Here is a 15,445-nt window from a genome sequence, read left to right as displayed (position 1 = left end):
TGAATCGCGGGTATCGGTCCGGCAAAGCGTTTTCGGCCCGCGTCGGTCACCGCGAATCCGTTCCGGTATTCGGGGTCGGGCCGCCCGGTCGCGTGCCGTTCGTGGCGGCGGGCGCCGCGTGGGCGAGCACGCCGGCCGGTGGTCGGGCGCGGTGCCGACCGGCGACCAGGGCCGCACCGCCGACCGTCGCGCACACCGCCGCGCCGAGGAGCTTCAGCCCGGTCGAGGGGAACGCGAGCACGGCGACCAGCACGCCGGTCAGGCCGGTCGCGACCGCCGCGCCCACGGCGGCGGGTGGATCCAGGTCTTTCCCGCCGGTGCGCGCGTGGTGGCGCGAACCATTCATCGACAACGGGTCCTCCCGGTTCTCCGGGGTGAGCGCGACTCGGGAAATCCGGTCCGCCACCGGTTCGGGCGCGCACCTTAGCACCGTCCGGGAACGGCTCCCGCGCATTGCCCCGTGAACCGGGGAACGCTTCTTTCGCGCCGTATTCCTGCGGTAGTTGTCGACGAAATGATGTGGCCGGTGAACTGCCCTCGCGGGCAGCGAGCCCTGCCCCCAGGACCGCCGGCGCGCCGCTGCCCGTGCCGACGCGACCCGGCGCATCGTGGGGAGCGTGATACACGAGGTGGACGAGGCCCTGCGCCGACTGGTGCGGGACGACGCGCTGCGCGGCACGGACGTCGAGGTCGCGTTCGACGCGCCGACCAAGGACTGGGCGGCGCGGCGCAACGCGCCCACCGTGGACGTCTACCTCTACGACATCCGCGAGGACGTGCGTCGCCGCCAACGCGGCCTGCTCAACGACTACGAGCGCGGCCGGGTGGTGTCGCGCCGCCTGCCGCCCCGTCACGTCAAGCTGTCCTACCTGGTCACCGCGTGGACCCAGCGACCGGAGGACGAGCACCGCCTGCTCTCCGAACTGCTCCTCGGCTTCCTGCGCCACGAGGCCGTGCCGCCCGTCCTGCTGACGGGTGCGCTGGCCGCCCTGGAACTGCCGGTGCCGCTGGCGGTCGCCTCGCCGCCGCCCGAGGACCGGGCGTTCGCCGACGTGTGGACCGCGCTCGGCGGCGAGTTGAAACCGTCGCTGGACGTCGTCGTGTCCGCGCCGGTCGACCCCGGCCGCGTGATGCCGGCCGGACCGCCGGCGACGGGGGTGCGCCTGGCGATGGGCGGCGACTCGGTCGCGCACCGCGCGGCCCCCGGCCGGCCGTGAGCACCGGCGGCCTGCCGCACCTGCTCGCCCGGCTGGCCGCGCTGGAGCGGCGGATCCGGGACGCGGTCGCGGCGCGGCGCACGGGCGACCCCAACCCCGACGACCCGTTCCGGGGCCTGTACCTGTCGGACGAGGCGATCGAGGCGTTGCTGGCCTCCAGGCGGGAGCCGTTCACCCCGTTCCGCTCGTCGGCGTCGACCGGCCGGCTGGGTGGGCTCGCCGCCGTCGCCGGGCTGTCCGCGTTGGACGTGGAGGTCCTGCTCGTCGCGCTCGCGCCGGACGTGGACAGCCGGTTCGAGCAGTTCTACGGCTACCTCAACGACGACGTGACCCGGCGACGTGCCACGGTCGGCCTGGCGCTGCGGCTGTGCGGACTACCCGAGGCTTCCGCCGCCGGCCGCTCGCGCCTGGACCCGTCGTCACCCCTGCTCGCCGCCGGCCTGCTGGTGGTGGAGGACCGCGAGCGGCCGTTCCTGTCCCGGTCGCTGCGCGCGCCGGACCGGGTGGTGAACCACCTGCTCGGCGACGACCGGCCGGACGCGGCGTTGACCGGGGTGGCCCGCGTGGTGGCAGCTTCGGAGCAGACCGTCGCGCCGGTCGACGGCGTGGACCGGCTGGTGCGTGCCCTGCGGTCCGGTGTCCGCCTGGTGCACATGCGGGAGCGGCCCAGTGGTGGTGCGCGTGGTGGTGGTGCGCGTGGTGGTGGTGCGCGCGAACTCGCCGCGGCGGCGCTGGGGCGTGCCGGGTTCGCGGCGCTGGAGGTCGACGCGGCGCGGTTGCTCGCCGAGCCCGACCGCGTCGGCGCGGCGACCGCCGTGCTGCGGGAGGCCGTGCTGCGTGGCGCGGGCGTCGTGCTCGGCCCGGTGGAGGACGAACCGGCGCTGCGCCCGCTGACGCACCCGGCCGTCCCGCTGCTCGTGCACGGCCCCGACGTGTGGGACCCGGCCTGGAGCGCGGAACCGCCGCTGCCGCACGACGTCGCCGCGCTGCCCGCCGCGACCCGCGCCGCGCTGTGGCGCGAGCACCTGCGTGGCCGGCTCGCGCCCGGCGCGGACCCGGTGGCGGCCACCGCGCACTTCGTGCTCGGGCCCGGCCAGATCGCCCGCGCGGCCCGCGCCGCGTCGGTGTCGGCGCTGGTGGACGGCGGCGTCGTGACCACGGCGCACCTGCGTGCGGGCGCGCGCGGGCAGAACGCCGCCGGCCTGCGTCGGCTCGCGCGCCGCGTCGAACCCGCCGTCACCTGGGACGACCTGGTGCTGCCCGGCGGCGTGGTGCGGTTGCTGCGTGAACTCGCGGCCCGCGCCCGGCACCGCGACCGGGTGATCGACGAGTGGCGGATGCGGCCCGGCGGCGGGCGCGGGCGGGGTGTCACCGGGCTGTTCGCGGGTGACTCCGGCACCGGCAAGACGATGTCGGCGGAGGTGGTCGCCGCGTCGCTGGGGCTCGACCTGTACACGGTGAACCTGGCCACCGTCGTGGACAAGTACGTCGGCGAGACGGAGAAGAACCTGGAGCGGATCTTCACCGAGGCGGCGGGCGTGAACGGGGTGCTGTTGTTCGACGAGGCCGACGCGATCTTCGGCAGGCGGTCCGAGGTGCGCGACGCGCACGACCGGTACGCCAACATCGAGAGCGCGTACCTGTTGCAGCGCATGGAGACCTTCGACGGCATCGCGGTGCTCGCCACGAACCTGCGCGCGAACCTGGACGAGGCGTTCACGCGGCGGCTGGACGTGGTGGTCGACTTCCCGGTGCCCGACCAGGAGCAGCGGCACGCGTTGTGGGACCGCTGCCTGGGCGTCGCCGCGCCCCGTGCCGAGGTCGACCTGGACTTCCTGTCGGCGGCGTTCGAGCTGGCGGGCGGGCACATCCGCTCGGCCGCCGTGACCGCCGCGTACCTGGCCGCCGCCGCCGGCCGCCCGGTCGGCATGGCGGAGGTGGTCGGCGCGGTCGCCCGCGAGTACCGCAAGCTGGGCCGGTTGGTCGGCGCACGCGAGTTCGGGCCGTACCTGGACCTGGTGGCGTCCTGACCGCGGCGTCCCGGCTGCCCGTTCGGGCGGCGGGGAGCGCACCCGCGGGCGCGCGGGCGGTGCCGGCCGCCGGGTCCGCGCGCGGCCCATCATGGTGGCGGCGTCGGACAAGGCGGGAGCGGCCATGCGCGAGCACGGGTGGGAGCACGAGGGCGACAGCGCGTTCCGGCCGCGGGGCGACCGGCCGGAGCACGACGAACCGGACCTGCTGGGGAGGGCGGCGGCGGCCGGGCGACCCGACGTGCTCGGCCCGGCGGGCCTGCTCGGCCTGCAACGCGCCGCGGGCAACGCGGGCGCGTCCGCGTTGGTGGAGGAGGAATCCCCCGTGCACGGCGTGCTGGCGTCCGGCGGAACGCCCCTGGACGCGGGCGTGCGCGAGGACATGGAGGGCCGCTTCGGGCAGGACTTCTCCGGCGTCCGCGTGCACACCGGCGACGCGGCGCACGAGTCGGCGCGATCGGTCAACGCGCAGGCGTACACGGTGGGCGACGACATCGTGTTCCAGAACGACAAGTACGACCCGTCGTCCGACGCGGGCAAGCACATGCTGGCGCACGAGCTGACGCACGTCGTGCAGCAGCGCAGCGGTCCGGTCGACGGGACCGACGCGGGCGGCGGCGTCCGGGTGAGCGACCCGTCCGACCGGTTCGAGCGCGAGGCGTCCGCCACCGCGGACCGCCTGATGGCGCAGCCCGCGGCACCGGCCGTGCAGCGGGAGGAAGCGCCGACCGAGGACGAGGACCCGGCCGCGCAGACCCACGCGCAGCGGGAAGAGGAAGAGGAAACCACGCCGTAGCGCCCCGTCACGCCGCTCGGCCCCCGGTCACCGGTCGGGGGCCGAGCGGCGTGTCCGTCCACCGCGGACGGTCGGGCGGCTGCCTCTTCGGGCAGCTATCGGTTCCCCCCGGCACCGCCGCGCGGGCGTTTCGCCGCGGCTCCGCCGCCAGCAGCATTCTCGCTACAGCGTTCCCGTGCCAGCCGGTTCCACTTGGGAGGCCACGCGATGCCCACCTATCTCTCGCCGGGCGTGTACGTCGAAGAGGTGGAGGCGGGTGCCCGGCCCATCGAGGGCGTGGGCACGGCCGTCGCCGCCTTCGTCGGTTTCGCCGCGCGCGGGCCCTTCAACACCCCGACCCTCGTGTCCAACTGGGCGCAGTACACGCAGGTGTTCGGCGATTTCGTGGAGGACTGCTACCTGGCCCAGTCGGTCTACGGCTACTTCCTCAACGGCGGCACCAACTGCTACGTGGTGCGCATCGGCGGCGAGCGCGACGACGAAGCGGGCGAACCCACCGGCCCGGAGGCCGTGCTGGGCGGCTACCGCGTGCGCGCCAAGGAGCTGGGCGCGCCGGAGATCACCGTCGAGGTGGCGGACGCGACCGGCGAGAACCCGCCCGACGACCGGTTCACCCTGCTGGTCAAGCAGAACGGCAAGGTGGTCGAGACGCACAGCGTGTCCACCAAGCGCACCAAGGAGAACGTCGTCACGGTCGTGCGGGAGAAGTCGAACCTCATCACGGCCGAGGAGACGTCGTCCGCGCCGGCCAGACCCGACCGGGGCGCGGTGACGTTGCGCGAGACGCCCGCCGCAGCGCCGACGCCACGCCGGATCGCCGCCGACGACTACGTGGGCGACGTCGCGGACCGCACCGGTTTCGGTGGCCTGGAAGCGGTCGAGGAGATCACCGCCGTCGCGGTGCCCGACCTGATGGGCGCCCACCAGCGGGGCCTGATCCCGGCCGAGTCGGTGAAGGCCGTGCAGCTCGCGATGATCGCCCACTGCGAGCTGATGGGCAACCGGGTCGCCATCCTCGACCCGCCGCCCGGCCTGTCGCCGCAGCAGGTCCGGGACTGGCGGCAGGGCGTCGCGGGCTACGACTCCAAGTACGCCGCCCTGTACTACCCGTGGATCAAGGTGTTCGACCCGGTGAGCGACGAGCACGTGTTCGTGCCGCCGAGCGGGCACGTGGCGGGGGTGTGGGCACGCACCGACGGCACGCGCGGCGTGCACAAGGCGCCCGCGAACGAGGTGGTGCGCGGCGCGGTCGCGCTGGAGACCCAGCTCACCAAGGCGGAGCAGGAACTGCTGAACCCCATCGGCGTGAACTGCGTGCGGTCGTTCCCCGGTCGCGGCATCCGGGTGTGGGGCGCGCGGACCCTGTCGTCCGACCCGGCGTGGCGGTACCTCAACGTGCGGCGGCTGTTCAACTACCTGGAGGAGTCCATCCTCAACGGCACGCAGTGGGTCGTGTTCGAGCCGAACGACGACGCGTTGTGGGCCAGGATCCGCCGCACCATCAGCGCTTTCCTGGTCACGGAGTGGCGCAAGGGCGCACTGTTCGGGTTGACCCCCGACGAGGCGTTCTACGTCAAGTGCGACCGCGAGACCAACCCCGCCGAGAGCATCGACCTCGGCCAGGTGGTCTGCGAGGTGGGCGTCGCGCCGGTGAAGCCCGCCGAGTTCGTCGTGTTCCGCCTGGCCCAGATCTCCGGCGGCACCAGCCTCGTCAACGAGTGAAGGCGGTTCAGTCATGGCTCTCCCAGACCTCGACACCTCGGTCGGCCACTCGTTCGGGCTCGAAGTCGACGGCGTCGCGATCAAGCAGATCTCCGAGGTGTCCGGCTTGAAGATGGAGCAGGACGTCATCGAGCTGAAGCAGAACACCAGCGACGGCAAGTACATGATCAAGAAGCTGCCCGGCAGGCCCAAGGCGGGCGAGGTCACCCTGACCCGCGGCCTGACCGCCGACAACAGCTTCGAGAAGTGGGTCAAGGACTCGCACTTCGGCAAGATGGGCAACGCGCGCAAGGGCGGCGCGATCATCGTCTACGACTACGAGGGTCAGGCGATCAAGCGGTACAAGCTGACCAACGCGTGGCCCAAGTCGTTGGAGATCGGCGCGCTCAAGGCGGGCGACACCAGCGTCCTCACCGAAAAGCTCGTGATCACCTACGAGCAGATGGAAGTCGAGTGACGCCGTGCGCAGGGTGATGGCCGCCGCGCGGACCGAGACGGTCGCGCCCATGCGGACCGAGTTCAACTTCGAGCTGCCGCGCGGGTACGTCGACGACGCGGGCGTCGTGCACCGGACGGGCGCGATGCGCCTGGCCACGGCCCGCGACGAACTCGTGCCGCTGCGGGACGACCGGGTGCGGGAGAACTCGGCCTACCTGACGGTGGTGCTGCTGGCGCGGGTGGTCACGCGCATCGGCACGGTCACCGACGTGCACGCGGGCGTCGTGGAGAACCTGTTCGCGTCGGACCTCGCGTTCCTCCAGGACATGTACCGGAGGATCAACAGCGAGGGCCACACCCGGGCCGCCGTGCGGTGCCCCGAGTGCGGGCACGGTTTCGGGGTGGACGTCTCCGGTGGTCGCCTGGGGGGATCGTGACGTACGCGGCCGACCGCCTCCACGAGGAGGTCGCGTACGTGGCGTACCACTTCCACTGGGCGTGGGAGTCCATTTTGGACATGGAGCACCGGGACCGGGCGCGGTACGTGGCCGAGATAGCCCGGATCAACCAGGGGCGGTGAACCGCGATGTGGCCGTGGGGACGGCGGAAGGCCGAGCGGGCGGAACCCGTGCTGCGCGGCGAGTGGCGCCTGCTGCCGCCGATCCAGCGCGTCGTGCCCGACCACCCGCTGGTGAACCCGGTGGGGCGGTTCACGGAGTCGCTGGCGTCGTGGCGCTCGCCCGCCTACCTGGCCCCGCTGGTGCACTTGGTGGGGGCGGACGAGCCGTCCGGTGTCATCGGGGAGGTGGCACGCCCGACCCGGCCCTTCACCGGGGTGCAACGACAGATCACCTTTCGGCCGGACTCCCCGCCGCCGCCTGTCGTGGCGACACCTCCACCCGATCCGCCGCCCATCGCACCCATCGAGACCGAGCCCGCGCAGATCACTCCGGAGAAACCGCCCGTGACCGCCGCCGCTCCGCCCCGTTCGGGCCTGGGCTTGCCCTGGGTCGGGGGTGCGGTCGGCAGAGCGGAGCCGGAGCGCGGTGCGCAGCGGGTTGTGGAGGTTGGCGGTGCGCGTCGGGCCGGGCTGGGTTTGCCGATCGCCGCGGGCGGCGCTGCCCGGGGCATGGTCGAGCGCCCGCCTTCGAAGGCCCCGCCAATCGGCGCACCCGATGCTCCGGTCGAAGCCGCACCAACAGCCGAGGTCCCGCCGGCGTCCCCCGAATTCGAGCCTCGAAGCACACACCCGGAAGCCGAAACGGCATCCACCGCGGTCGCCAGGTCGGAGGCGTCCGCGGAAACCGTGGGGTTCCGGCCGCCTCCGCGATCCACTGAGCCCCGAACCCCCACGACAGTCCGCGGTTCCGAGCCCCCGACAGGGTCCGGCGGGCCATTCGAGCGAGCCGGCTCCGGCACTTCGCCGGACAGCTCCGGGGTCGTCACTCCGAGGGGACCTGTCGGATCGGCGGTCCCGGCGGGTGACGACGTGGTCGCCACTTCGGCGGGGACTGCCGAACCGGTGACCTTGGCGAGGAGCCCCGAAGTTGTCGCCTCGGTGCGGACTACCGGGTCCGCGACCTCGGCGAGGAGCCCCGGAGCTGTCAGCTCTGCGGGGAGCACCGGAGCTGTCAGCTCTGCGGGGAGCACCGGAGCTGTCACCTCGGTGGGGAGCCGCGGAGCTGTCGGCTCGGCGGGAGGCACCGGAGCTGTCGGCTCGGCGGGAACCGTCGGCTCGGAGACGTTGGCGGGAACCACCGGGTCGGGGGTCTTGGCGACGTCCGCCGGGAGGGGTGTGCCGGTGGTGTCGACCGGGTTCGCGGAACCCGGCGCGTCCGGGGCGGTGGACGTCGGGCTTCCGCCGGTGGTTGCCCGAGCACCACAGGCGGTCGAGGGCCCGGCTGTGGTGCGGCGGGTCGAGGTGGGGCGAGCGCTGCCCACCGTGGTGTCCCCGGCGGGAGGGCGCACCCCGGCGGCCATCGCCCTGGCCGGAGGAGGCATACCGGCAGGAAGCCCGGTGGGAGGTCCGGCGGGAGGTTCGGTGGGAGGTCCGGCGGGCAGTGTTTTGGCCGGAGGGGACAGCCCGGAGTGGAGCGGCCTGGTTGGCGGAAGCGTCCCGGTCGGGAGCGGCTCGGCTGGCGGAGTTTCGTTGGCGAGCGGGCTGGTGGGAAAGGGCTTTCCGGCCGGAGGTGCTTTGTCGGGACAAGGGCTTCCGGTGGCCAGTGGCTTGGCCGGCGGAAGCTTCACGGTGGCAAGGGTTCTGGCCGGCGGGAGTGTTGCCGCCACCGCCCCCACCGCCACCGGCCCCACCGGGACCGCTCCCACCGCCACCGCTCCCATCGGGGCCGCCCTCATCGGGGCCGCCCTCACCGGGGCCGCCCCCATCGGGACCGCCCCCACCGAAACGATCACCGTCTCCACCTGGGTGCCCCCCGCCGAAGGGACCACGGTCTCCATCGGGACTGCCCCGGCCGAAGGGACCACCGTCTCCATCGGGACCGCGCCCGCCGAAGAGACCCCGGGCCTCACCGACGCGGCCCCTGCCGAAGGGGCCACCGCCACCGAAGGCAAAGCGGTCACCGGGTCTGCGGGGACGAGCAACCCCCTGGAAGCGGAGGAGTTGCTCAAGAAGCTCTACGACCCGCTGTTGCGGCGGTTGAAGGCGGAGTTGTGGTTGGACCGCGAACGGCGCGGGGTGTTGACCGACCGGTGGCATTGAGAGGACTGGGCGATGGCTGAGGTGGAAGAGGCGGTTGCCGTGTGCTTCGTGGTGCGCATCGACGACGAAAGCCTCGGCTCCTTCAACAGCTGCGACGGGCTCGGTGTCGAGTTCACCGTCGAGCAACGGGAAGAGGGCGGGAACAACGGGATGGTCTGGCAGCTCCCCACCCGCATCAGGTACTCGAACGTCAAGCTGTCCCGCCCGGTCACCCGGGACTCCGCCAAGGTCCTCGCCTGGATCGCGGGCATGGCGGCCGGCATCTCGCGCAAAACAGCCGTGATCGAGGCGCGGACGCTGGGCGGCACGGTGATCGCGAGCTGGTCGCTGTCCGGGGTGGTGCCGGTACGGTGGAGCGGCCCGCAGCTGTCGGCCGACTCGCCCAAGGTGGCGACCGAGACCCTGGAACTGGCGCACCACGGCTTCCTCACGTCGGCGGGGTGACGCGTCGTGGCCTCCCCGATCACCTTCACGTCCGCCGGCTCACCGCGCACCGCGAGCTACGCCGCGCCCACCAACCTCCAACGCGCCGCGCTGGCCGTGCACAGCCCGCCCAAGGCGGGCGGCGTGGCGAAACCCGGCGGGCTGCTGCACGAGATCCCGTTCCAGTTCAACCCGAAGGAACTGGCGCTTTCCAAGAACGCCAAGTGGGAACGCGACCGGCAGCCGAACAACGCCAAGTCCGGCCCGCCCGAGTTCAAGGGCGCGGACCCGGTGAAGCTCAGCCTCGAACTCTTCCTCGACGCCACCGAGCACATGGACGACAGCGTCGTGCGCACGGTGGAGCAGCTGTTCGCCTGCTGCGTGCCCACCGAGGACAGCCGGCAGCACGGCAAGGGCTCCCCGCCGTGGGTGGTCTTCAAGTGGGGCGGCATGACGGGGTTCCCGGCGTACGTGTCGAGCGTCAACGCCCGGTACACGTTGTTCACCCCGGCGGGCACGCCGGTGCGGGCGACCTGCTCGGTGGCGCTGGAGGAGATCGCCGGCGAGCCGGGCGGGCAGAACCCGACCTCCGGCGCGCTGGCCGCCCGCGACTCGCACGTCCTCGTCGCCGGCGACACCCTCCAGTCCCTGGCCTTCCAGGCGTACGGCGACGCCGGGCTGTGGCGGGCGATCGCGGAGGCCAACGACGTCGACGACCCGATGCGGCTGCGCCCCGGCACCCGGCTGCTGGTGCCCGCGCTGGAGGAGGTCCGCGGTGGTCAATGAGAGCTTCGCGAACTCGCTCCTGGTGGAGGTCGGGTCGAGCCCGCTGCCCGCGGACGTGGCGCCGCTGCTCGCGCACGCCTACGTGGACACCAGCCGCAACCTGCCGGACGTGTTCGCGCTGCGGTTCCGCGACCCCGGCCACGTGGTGCTGGCCAAGGGCCGGTTCGAGGTGGGCGCGACGATCGCGTTGCAGGTGCGGACGTCCGAGCCGGGCGGTCCCGAGCCGCTGATGACGGGCGAGGTCACGGCGGTCGGCGTGGAGCTGACCGACGGCGGCACGTTCACCGAGGTGCGTGGTTACGACCTGGCGCACCGGCTGTTCCGCGGCAGGCGCACCGCCGCCTACCCCGGCATGACCGTCGCCGACATCGTGCGGAAGGTCGCGGGCCGGGCCGCGGTGCCGGTCGGGCGGGTGGACGACGTCCGCGGTTTCGGTGGTCGGCCGGAAACCCAGATCAGCCAGGACAACCTGAGCGACTGGGAATTCCTGTCCCGCATCGCGGGCGCGGTCGGCGCGCAGCTCGCCGTGGTGGCGGGCAGGCTCGACTTCCGGCTGCCCGCGCGCCCGGCCGGCGCGCCCGAGCGGACCGCCAAGGCCCGCACCAACCCGCTCGTGCTGGAGATGCACCGCACGCTGCTGTCGCTACGGGCCACGATCACCGCCGCCGAGCAGGTGCCCGAGGTGCGGGTACGCGGCTGGGACTACGAGAACAAGAAGCCGGTCGACGCCACCCGCCGACCCGACATGCCGGCCACCGAGGTCGGCGGGGTCGACCCGGTGGCGCTGGCCGGCAAGTTCGGCAGCCCGCCGTTCCTGGCCACCGGGCCGTACCGGGCGCAGGGCGAGGTGGACGCCGTCGCGGCCGCGCTGGGCGCCCAGCTCGGCGGCGCGTGCGTCGAGCTGTCCGGCGTGGCCAGGGGGAACCCGAAGCTGCGTGCCGGCACGGCGGTGGCGTTGACCAACATCGGCGACCCGTTCGCGGGCAAGTACACGCTCACCAGCACCCGGCACCTGTTCGCCGGGCAGGGCGGCTACACCACGGAGTTCACCGTCTCCGGCCGCCAGGAGCGCTCCCTCTACGGCCTGGCCACCGGCGGCGGCACGCGTGACGGGCGGACGGGGCTGGTGCCCGCGCAGGTCACCGACATCAGGGACCCGGCGGGCCTGGGCCGCGTCAAGGTGCGTTACCCGTGGCTGTCCGACGACTTCAACAGCGGCTGGGCGCGCACCGTGCACGTCGGCGCGGGCGAGCACCGGGGTTCCCTGGTGCTGCCGGAGGTCGGCGACGAGGTGCTGGTCGGGTTCGAGCACGGCCACTTCGACGCGCCGTACGTGCTGGGCGGGCTCTACAACAGCGAGGACGCGCCGCCCAAGCTGCTCAAGGACCCCGTGGACGGCAACACCGGCCAGGTCACCACGCGGGGATTCGCGTCCCGCAAGGGGCACAAGGTGGCGTTCGTCGAGGACGAGGGCATCGTGATCGCCAGCGGTGACGGGAAGTTCGTCGTCAAGGTCGACCAGCTCAACCAGGTGGTCGAGGTGACCAGCGGCAAGGCCGTGGTGGTCAAGGCGCGCAACGGGATCTCGCTCGACGCGGGTTCCGGCGCGCTGGAGCTGACGGGCGAGCGGATCACCGCGCGGGCGCGTGCCGACGTCGAGATCGGGGCGGGCGCGCGGCTCGCGATGTCCGGCGAGACGAGCGCGAAGGTCGAGGGCGCGGCCGTCTCGGTCGCGGGTCGCGGGCAGACCGAGGTCACGGCGAGCGGCGTGGTCACCGTGCGCGGTGGCGTCGTCAAGATCAACTGAGGGAGGCGGTGGCCGTGCCACCAGCGGCGAGGGTCGGTGACCCCACGGGTCACCCGGGTGTGGTCGGACCACCGGGCGTGCCGACCGTGTTGATCGGCGGGCGGCCCGCGGCCGTCGTCGGCAACCCGCACGTCTGCTCGTTCCCCGGCCTGCCACCGCACCCGCCGAGCGTGCTCGTCCCGCCGGGCTGCCCCGCGGTGCTCATCGGCGGCCGTCCGGCGGCGCGCGCGGGCGACCTGGCGGCGTGCGGCGCGCCCGTCGTGGCGGGCTGCCCGACCGTCCTGATCGGAGGGTGACGCCGTGGACTTCATCGGACGAGGCTTGGCCTTCCCCGTCCACACCGACGCCACCGGCTCGGTGGCGCTGGTCGGGGGCGAGCGCGAGATCGTGGAGAGCATCCGGCTCGTGCTGGCGACCGCGCCCGGTGAGCGCCCGATGCGGCCCGAGTTCGGGTGCGCCATCCACGACCTGGTGTTCGCGCCCGCCGACGCCGCCACCGCGGGCCGCATCGCCTACGAGGTGCGGCTGGCGCTGGAGCGCTGGGAACCGCGGATCGCGCTGACCGACGTGTCGGTCGGGTTCGACGAGGTCGACCGGGGCACGCTGCTCATCGACATCCGCTACGCGCTGCGCGGCACGAACGACCCGCGCAACCTGGTGTTCCCCTTCTACGTCATCCCGCCGCACGAGGCCGACGAGGAGGGCGCGTGATGTCGCTGCCCACGCCGAACCTGGACGACCGCCGGTTCCAGGACCTGGTGGACGAGGCCAAGCGCCGCGTCCAGCAGCACTGTCCGGAGTGGACGGACCACAACGTGTCCGACCCGGGTGTGACGTTGATCGAGGCGTTCGCGCACATGGTGGACGAGCTGCTGTACCGGCTCAACCGCGTGCCCGACCTGCACTACCTGAGGTTCCTCGACCTCATCGGGGTCGAGCTGTTCCCGCCGACCGCGGCCCGCGCGCAGGTCACGTTCTGGCTCGCCGCGCCCCGCGCGACACCCGTGGTGGTGCCGGGCGGCGCGCAGGTCGCCACCGAGCGCAACGAGGTCGAGGACCCGGTGGTGTTCACCGTCGACCGCGAGCTGACCATCGTGCCGTGCGAGCTGGCGCAACTGGTCACCGCGCCCGCCGACCCGGACGTCCCACCCGCCGACCGGACCGACGAACTGGTCGACGGCAAGGCGCCCGGGTGCTTCGCCGACCCGCCCGCCGCCGGCGACGCCGTGTTGTTCGGCCTGTCCGACGCCGTGCCCGGCTGCGCCGTGCTGCTCCGCGTCGACGCGCGTGCCGAGGGCCGCGGCGTCGACCCGCGCGACCCGCCGTGGCAGTGGGAGGCGTGGCACGGCACCGGGTGGAGCCCGTGCGAGGTCGACCGCGATTCCACCGGTGGCTTCAACCAGGCCGGAGACGTCGTCGTGCACGTCCCCCGCACGCACGCCGTCTCCGTCATCGCGCGGCAGCGCGCGGGCTGGTTGCGTTGCCGCGCCGTGGAACCCGCGCCGGGCCGCCCGTTCTACCAGCGGTCGCCGAAACTGGTGTCCGCCACCGCCGCCACCATCGGCGGCACCACCGACGCCACGCACGCCGACATCGTGCGGGACGAGGTCGTCGGTGTCTCGGAAGGCGTTCCGGGGCAGCGGTTCCCGCTCGCCCGCACCCCGGTGGTGGTCAACGACGGCGCGCTGGTCGTGGAGGTCGCCGCGGCGGACGGCGCCCAGCGGTGGACCGAGGTGCGGACGTTCGCCGAGTCCGGGCCCGGCGACCGGCACGTGGTGCTGGACCGCGTCGGCGGCGAGGTGATCTTCGGGCCGGCGGTCCGGCAACCCGACGGCGGCGTCCGCAACTACGGCGCCGTGCCGCCGAAGTCGGCCGCGATCCGCGTGCCGGAGTACCGCACCGGTGGCGGGACGCGTGGCAACGTGGCACGCGGGCTGCTCCAGGTGCAGCGCGACCCGGTGCCGTTCGTCAGCGCCGTCACCAACCGCCTGCCGGCGAGCGGCGGCGTGGCGGGGGAGACGGTGCGTGACGCGTCGCTGCGCGGACCCCTCGTCCTGCGCACCCGCGACCGCGCGGTCACCGCCGAGGACTACGAGCTGCTCACCCGGGAGGCCGCGCCGGAGATCGCCCGCGTCCGCTGCGTGCCCGCCGGTCCCGGCTCGGCGGCGGTGCGGGTGCTGGTGGTGCCCGCCGTGGCCGCGGGCGAGGGCGCCGATTTCGGCGCGCTGCAACCCGGCCCGGAGGTGCGGCAGCGGATCGAGCGGTTCCTCGACGACCGCCGCTGCGTCGGCGCGCGGGTGTCCGTCGAACCGCCGTACTACCAGGGCGTCACGGTCGTCGCGCGGCTGCGGGCGCGGGCGGGCACGCCGGAGGACGTGCTGCGGGCGCGGGCGGTGCGGGCGTTGTACGACTACTTCGACCCGATCGGCGGCGGGCCCGACGGCGACGGGTGGCCGTTCGGGCGGCCCGTGCAGTCCGGCGAGGTGTTCGCCGTGCTGCAACGGCTGCCCGGCGTCGAGCTGGTCGAGGAGATCAAGCTGTTCGGCGCGAACCCGGTGACGGGGGAGCGCGGCAACGCCGCCGCGCGCCTGGACCTGCCGCCGAACGGGCTGGCGTTCTCCTACGGGCACCAGGTGCGGGTGACGCGATGAGGACCGGCGGACCGACCCTGCCGACGCCGCACCCGCTCGCGGAGCGGCTGCCCGCGGTGTACCTGGAGGACGACTTCACGCAGCGCTTCCTGGCCGCGCTGGACGAGGTGCTGGCGCCGGTGTTCACCGCGTTGGACGGGTTCGCGGGGTACCTGGACCCGAGGGTGGCCCCCGAGGACTTCCTGGACTGGCTGGCGCACTGGGTGGCGCTGGACGTCGGCGAGGGCTGGTCGGTGCCGCACCGGCGGCTGCTGGTCGCGACGGCCGTGCGGCTGCACCGCGGGCGCGGTACGCGGCCGGGCCTGGCGGAGCACGTGGGCCTGCTGACCGGTGGCCGCGTGGAGGTGACGGACAGCGGCGGGTGCACGTCGACCGACCAGCCCGGCGCGCCGCTGCCGGACGACGGCCCGGCGCGGGTCACCGTGCGGGTGCGCGTGGCCGACCCGGACGCCGTCGACCGCCCCCGCCTGGCCGCCGCCATCGCCGCCGCCGTGCCCGCGCACGTGCTGGTGGAACTGGAGGTGGGGGGACCGTGATCGTGTGCGCGCAGTGCGGTGAGCGCAACGCCCGGGGGGTCGAGTTCTGCGGTGCGTGCGGGACGTACCTGGAGTGGGAGCCGAACCCGGCCCAGCCGTCCGGTCAGGGCACGTCGCCACCCGGCCGGCCACCGGCTCCCGGGTCGCCGGGCACACCGCGGACCGGGGGCGGCGCGTGGTCCGGGACGGGTGGTCCGGGCGGGGCCGCGGGCCACCCGCCTACCGGTGTCGGTACCGGGACTCCGCCCCCGCCGCCGGACCGACCGCCGCCGGGGCCACCGACGCCGCACACCGCACCGCCCGGCACCGCGCCCCAACCC

16 protein-coding genes are annotated in these 15,445 nt (G+C 74.0%); 15 read left to right on the top strand and 1 reads right to left on the bottom strand.

The genetic code is table 11. The features are described 5' to 3' along the window. Positions 1-46: 46 nt before the first annotated feature. Positions 47-406 (bottom strand): hypothetical protein, encoded by a 360-nt coding sequence (locus KZQ38_RS28450; protein ID WP_219446148.1) that lies wholly within the window; start codon positions 404-406, stop codon positions 47-49. A gap of 211 nt (positions 407-617) precedes the next feature. On the opposite strand from KZQ38_RS28450, the gene KZQ38_RS28445 reads away from it, so the two are divergent. The 15 genes from KZQ38_RS28445 (at position 618) to KZQ38_RS28375 (ending at position 15,125) form a co-directional block, all read left to right on the top strand. Then, positions 618-1,217: a Pvc16 family protein gene (locus KZQ38_RS28445; protein WP_219446147.1), complete on the top strand. Its 600-nt coding sequence runs from the start codon at positions 618-620 to the stop codon at positions 1,215-1,217. Then, the gene (locus tag KZQ38_RS28440) at positions 1,214-3,247 is read left to right on the top strand and encodes an ATP-binding protein (RefSeq protein ID WP_219446146.1); all 2,034 of its coding nucleotides are present in this window, start codon (positions 1,214-1,216) and stop codon (positions 3,245-3,247) included. The genes KZQ38_RS28445 and KZQ38_RS28440 overlap by 4 nt, the downstream gene beginning before the upstream one ends. Positions 3,248-3,371: 124 nt before the next feature. Continuing rightward, the gene (locus KZQ38_RS28435) at positions 3,372-4,043 is read left to right on the top strand and encodes an eCIS core domain-containing protein (protein ID WP_219446145.1); all 672 of its coding nucleotides are present in this window, start codon (positions 3,372-3,374) and stop codon (positions 4,041-4,043) included. A 207-nt stretch (positions 4,044-4,250) separates the two neighbouring features. After that, positions 4,251-5,765, top strand: a complete 1,515-nt coding sequence (locus KZQ38_RS28430) for a phage tail sheath family protein (RefSeq protein ID WP_219446143.1) — start codon at positions 4,251-4,253, stop codon at positions 5,763-5,765. A 13-nt stretch (positions 5,766-5,778) separates the two neighbouring features. Then, positions 5,779-6,222 carry a phage tail protein gene (locus tag KZQ38_RS28425; protein ID WP_219446141.1) on the top strand — a complete coding sequence of 148 codons (444 nt, stop codon included), beginning with the start codon at positions 5,779-5,781 and terminating at the stop codon, positions 6,220-6,222. Between the two features lie 4 nt (positions 6,223-6,226). After that, positions 6,227-6,640, top strand: coding sequence for a hypothetical protein (locus KZQ38_RS28420; RefSeq protein ID WP_372452293.1), 414 nt, complete (start codon positions 6,227-6,229; stop codon positions 6,638-6,640). Continuing rightward, a complete protein-coding gene (locus tag KZQ38_RS28415; RefSeq protein ID WP_219446139.1) occupies positions 6,637-6,783 on the top strand; it encodes a DUF6760 family protein in 147 nt (48 codons plus the stop codon). Before KZQ38_RS28420 ends, KZQ38_RS28415 begins: the two co-directional genes overlap by 4 nt. A gap of 1,569 nt (positions 6,784-8,352) precedes the next feature. Beyond that, on the top strand, positions 8,353-8,922 hold the full coding sequence (locus KZQ38_RS28410) for a hypothetical protein (protein ID WP_219446138.1): 570 nt from the start codon (positions 8,353-8,355) through the stop codon (positions 8,920-8,922). A gap of 12 nt (positions 8,923-8,934) precedes the next feature. Further along, positions 8,935-9,366, top strand: a complete 432-nt coding sequence (locus KZQ38_RS28405) for a phage tail protein (RefSeq protein ID WP_219446136.1) — start codon at positions 8,935-8,937, stop codon at positions 9,364-9,366. Positions 9,367-9,372: 6 nt separating this feature from the next. After that, positions 9,373-10,131, top strand: coding sequence for a CIS tube protein (locus KZQ38_RS28400; RefSeq protein WP_219446134.1), 759 nt, complete (start codon positions 9,373-9,375; stop codon positions 10,129-10,131). Next, on the top strand, positions 10,121-11,938 hold the full coding sequence (locus KZQ38_RS28395) for a VgrG-related protein (RefSeq protein WP_219446133.1): 1,818 nt from the start codon (positions 10,121-10,123) through the stop codon (positions 11,936-11,938). The genes KZQ38_RS28400 and KZQ38_RS28395 overlap by 11 nt, the downstream gene beginning before the upstream one ends. Positions 11,939-11,946: 8 nt before the next feature. Next, positions 11,947-12,234, top strand: a complete 288-nt coding sequence (locus KZQ38_RS28390) for a PAAR domain-containing protein (RefSeq protein ID WP_372452292.1) — start codon at positions 11,947-11,949, stop codon at positions 12,232-12,234. Positions 12,235-12,238: 4 nt separating this feature from the next. Then, a complete protein-coding gene (locus KZQ38_RS28385; protein ID WP_219446132.1) occupies positions 12,239-12,649 on the top strand; it encodes a GPW/gp25 family protein in 411 nt (136 codons plus the stop codon). Next, a complete protein-coding gene (locus KZQ38_RS28380; RefSeq protein ID WP_219446266.1) occupies positions 12,649-14,589 on the top strand; it encodes a putative baseplate assembly protein in 1,941 nt (646 codons plus the stop codon). The genes KZQ38_RS28385 and KZQ38_RS28380 overlap by 1 nt, the downstream gene beginning before the upstream one ends. Continuing rightward, complete coding sequence (locus KZQ38_RS28375) at positions 14,586-15,125, top strand: phage tail protein (protein ID WP_219446131.1); 540 nt, start codon at positions 14,586-14,588, stop codon at positions 15,123-15,125. The genes KZQ38_RS28380 and KZQ38_RS28375 overlap by 4 nt, the downstream gene beginning before the upstream one ends. Positions 15,126-15,445 lie beyond the last annotated feature (320 nt).

Source organism: Saccharothrix obliqua (genome assembly GCF_019375475.1).
Classification (GTDB): domain Bacteria; phylum Actinomycetota; class Actinomycetes; order Mycobacteriales; family Pseudonocardiaceae; genus Actinosynnema; species Actinosynnema obliqua.
Note: the sequence above shows the minus strand (reverse complement) of the source record. Positions and strands in the feature narration are given on the sequence as shown.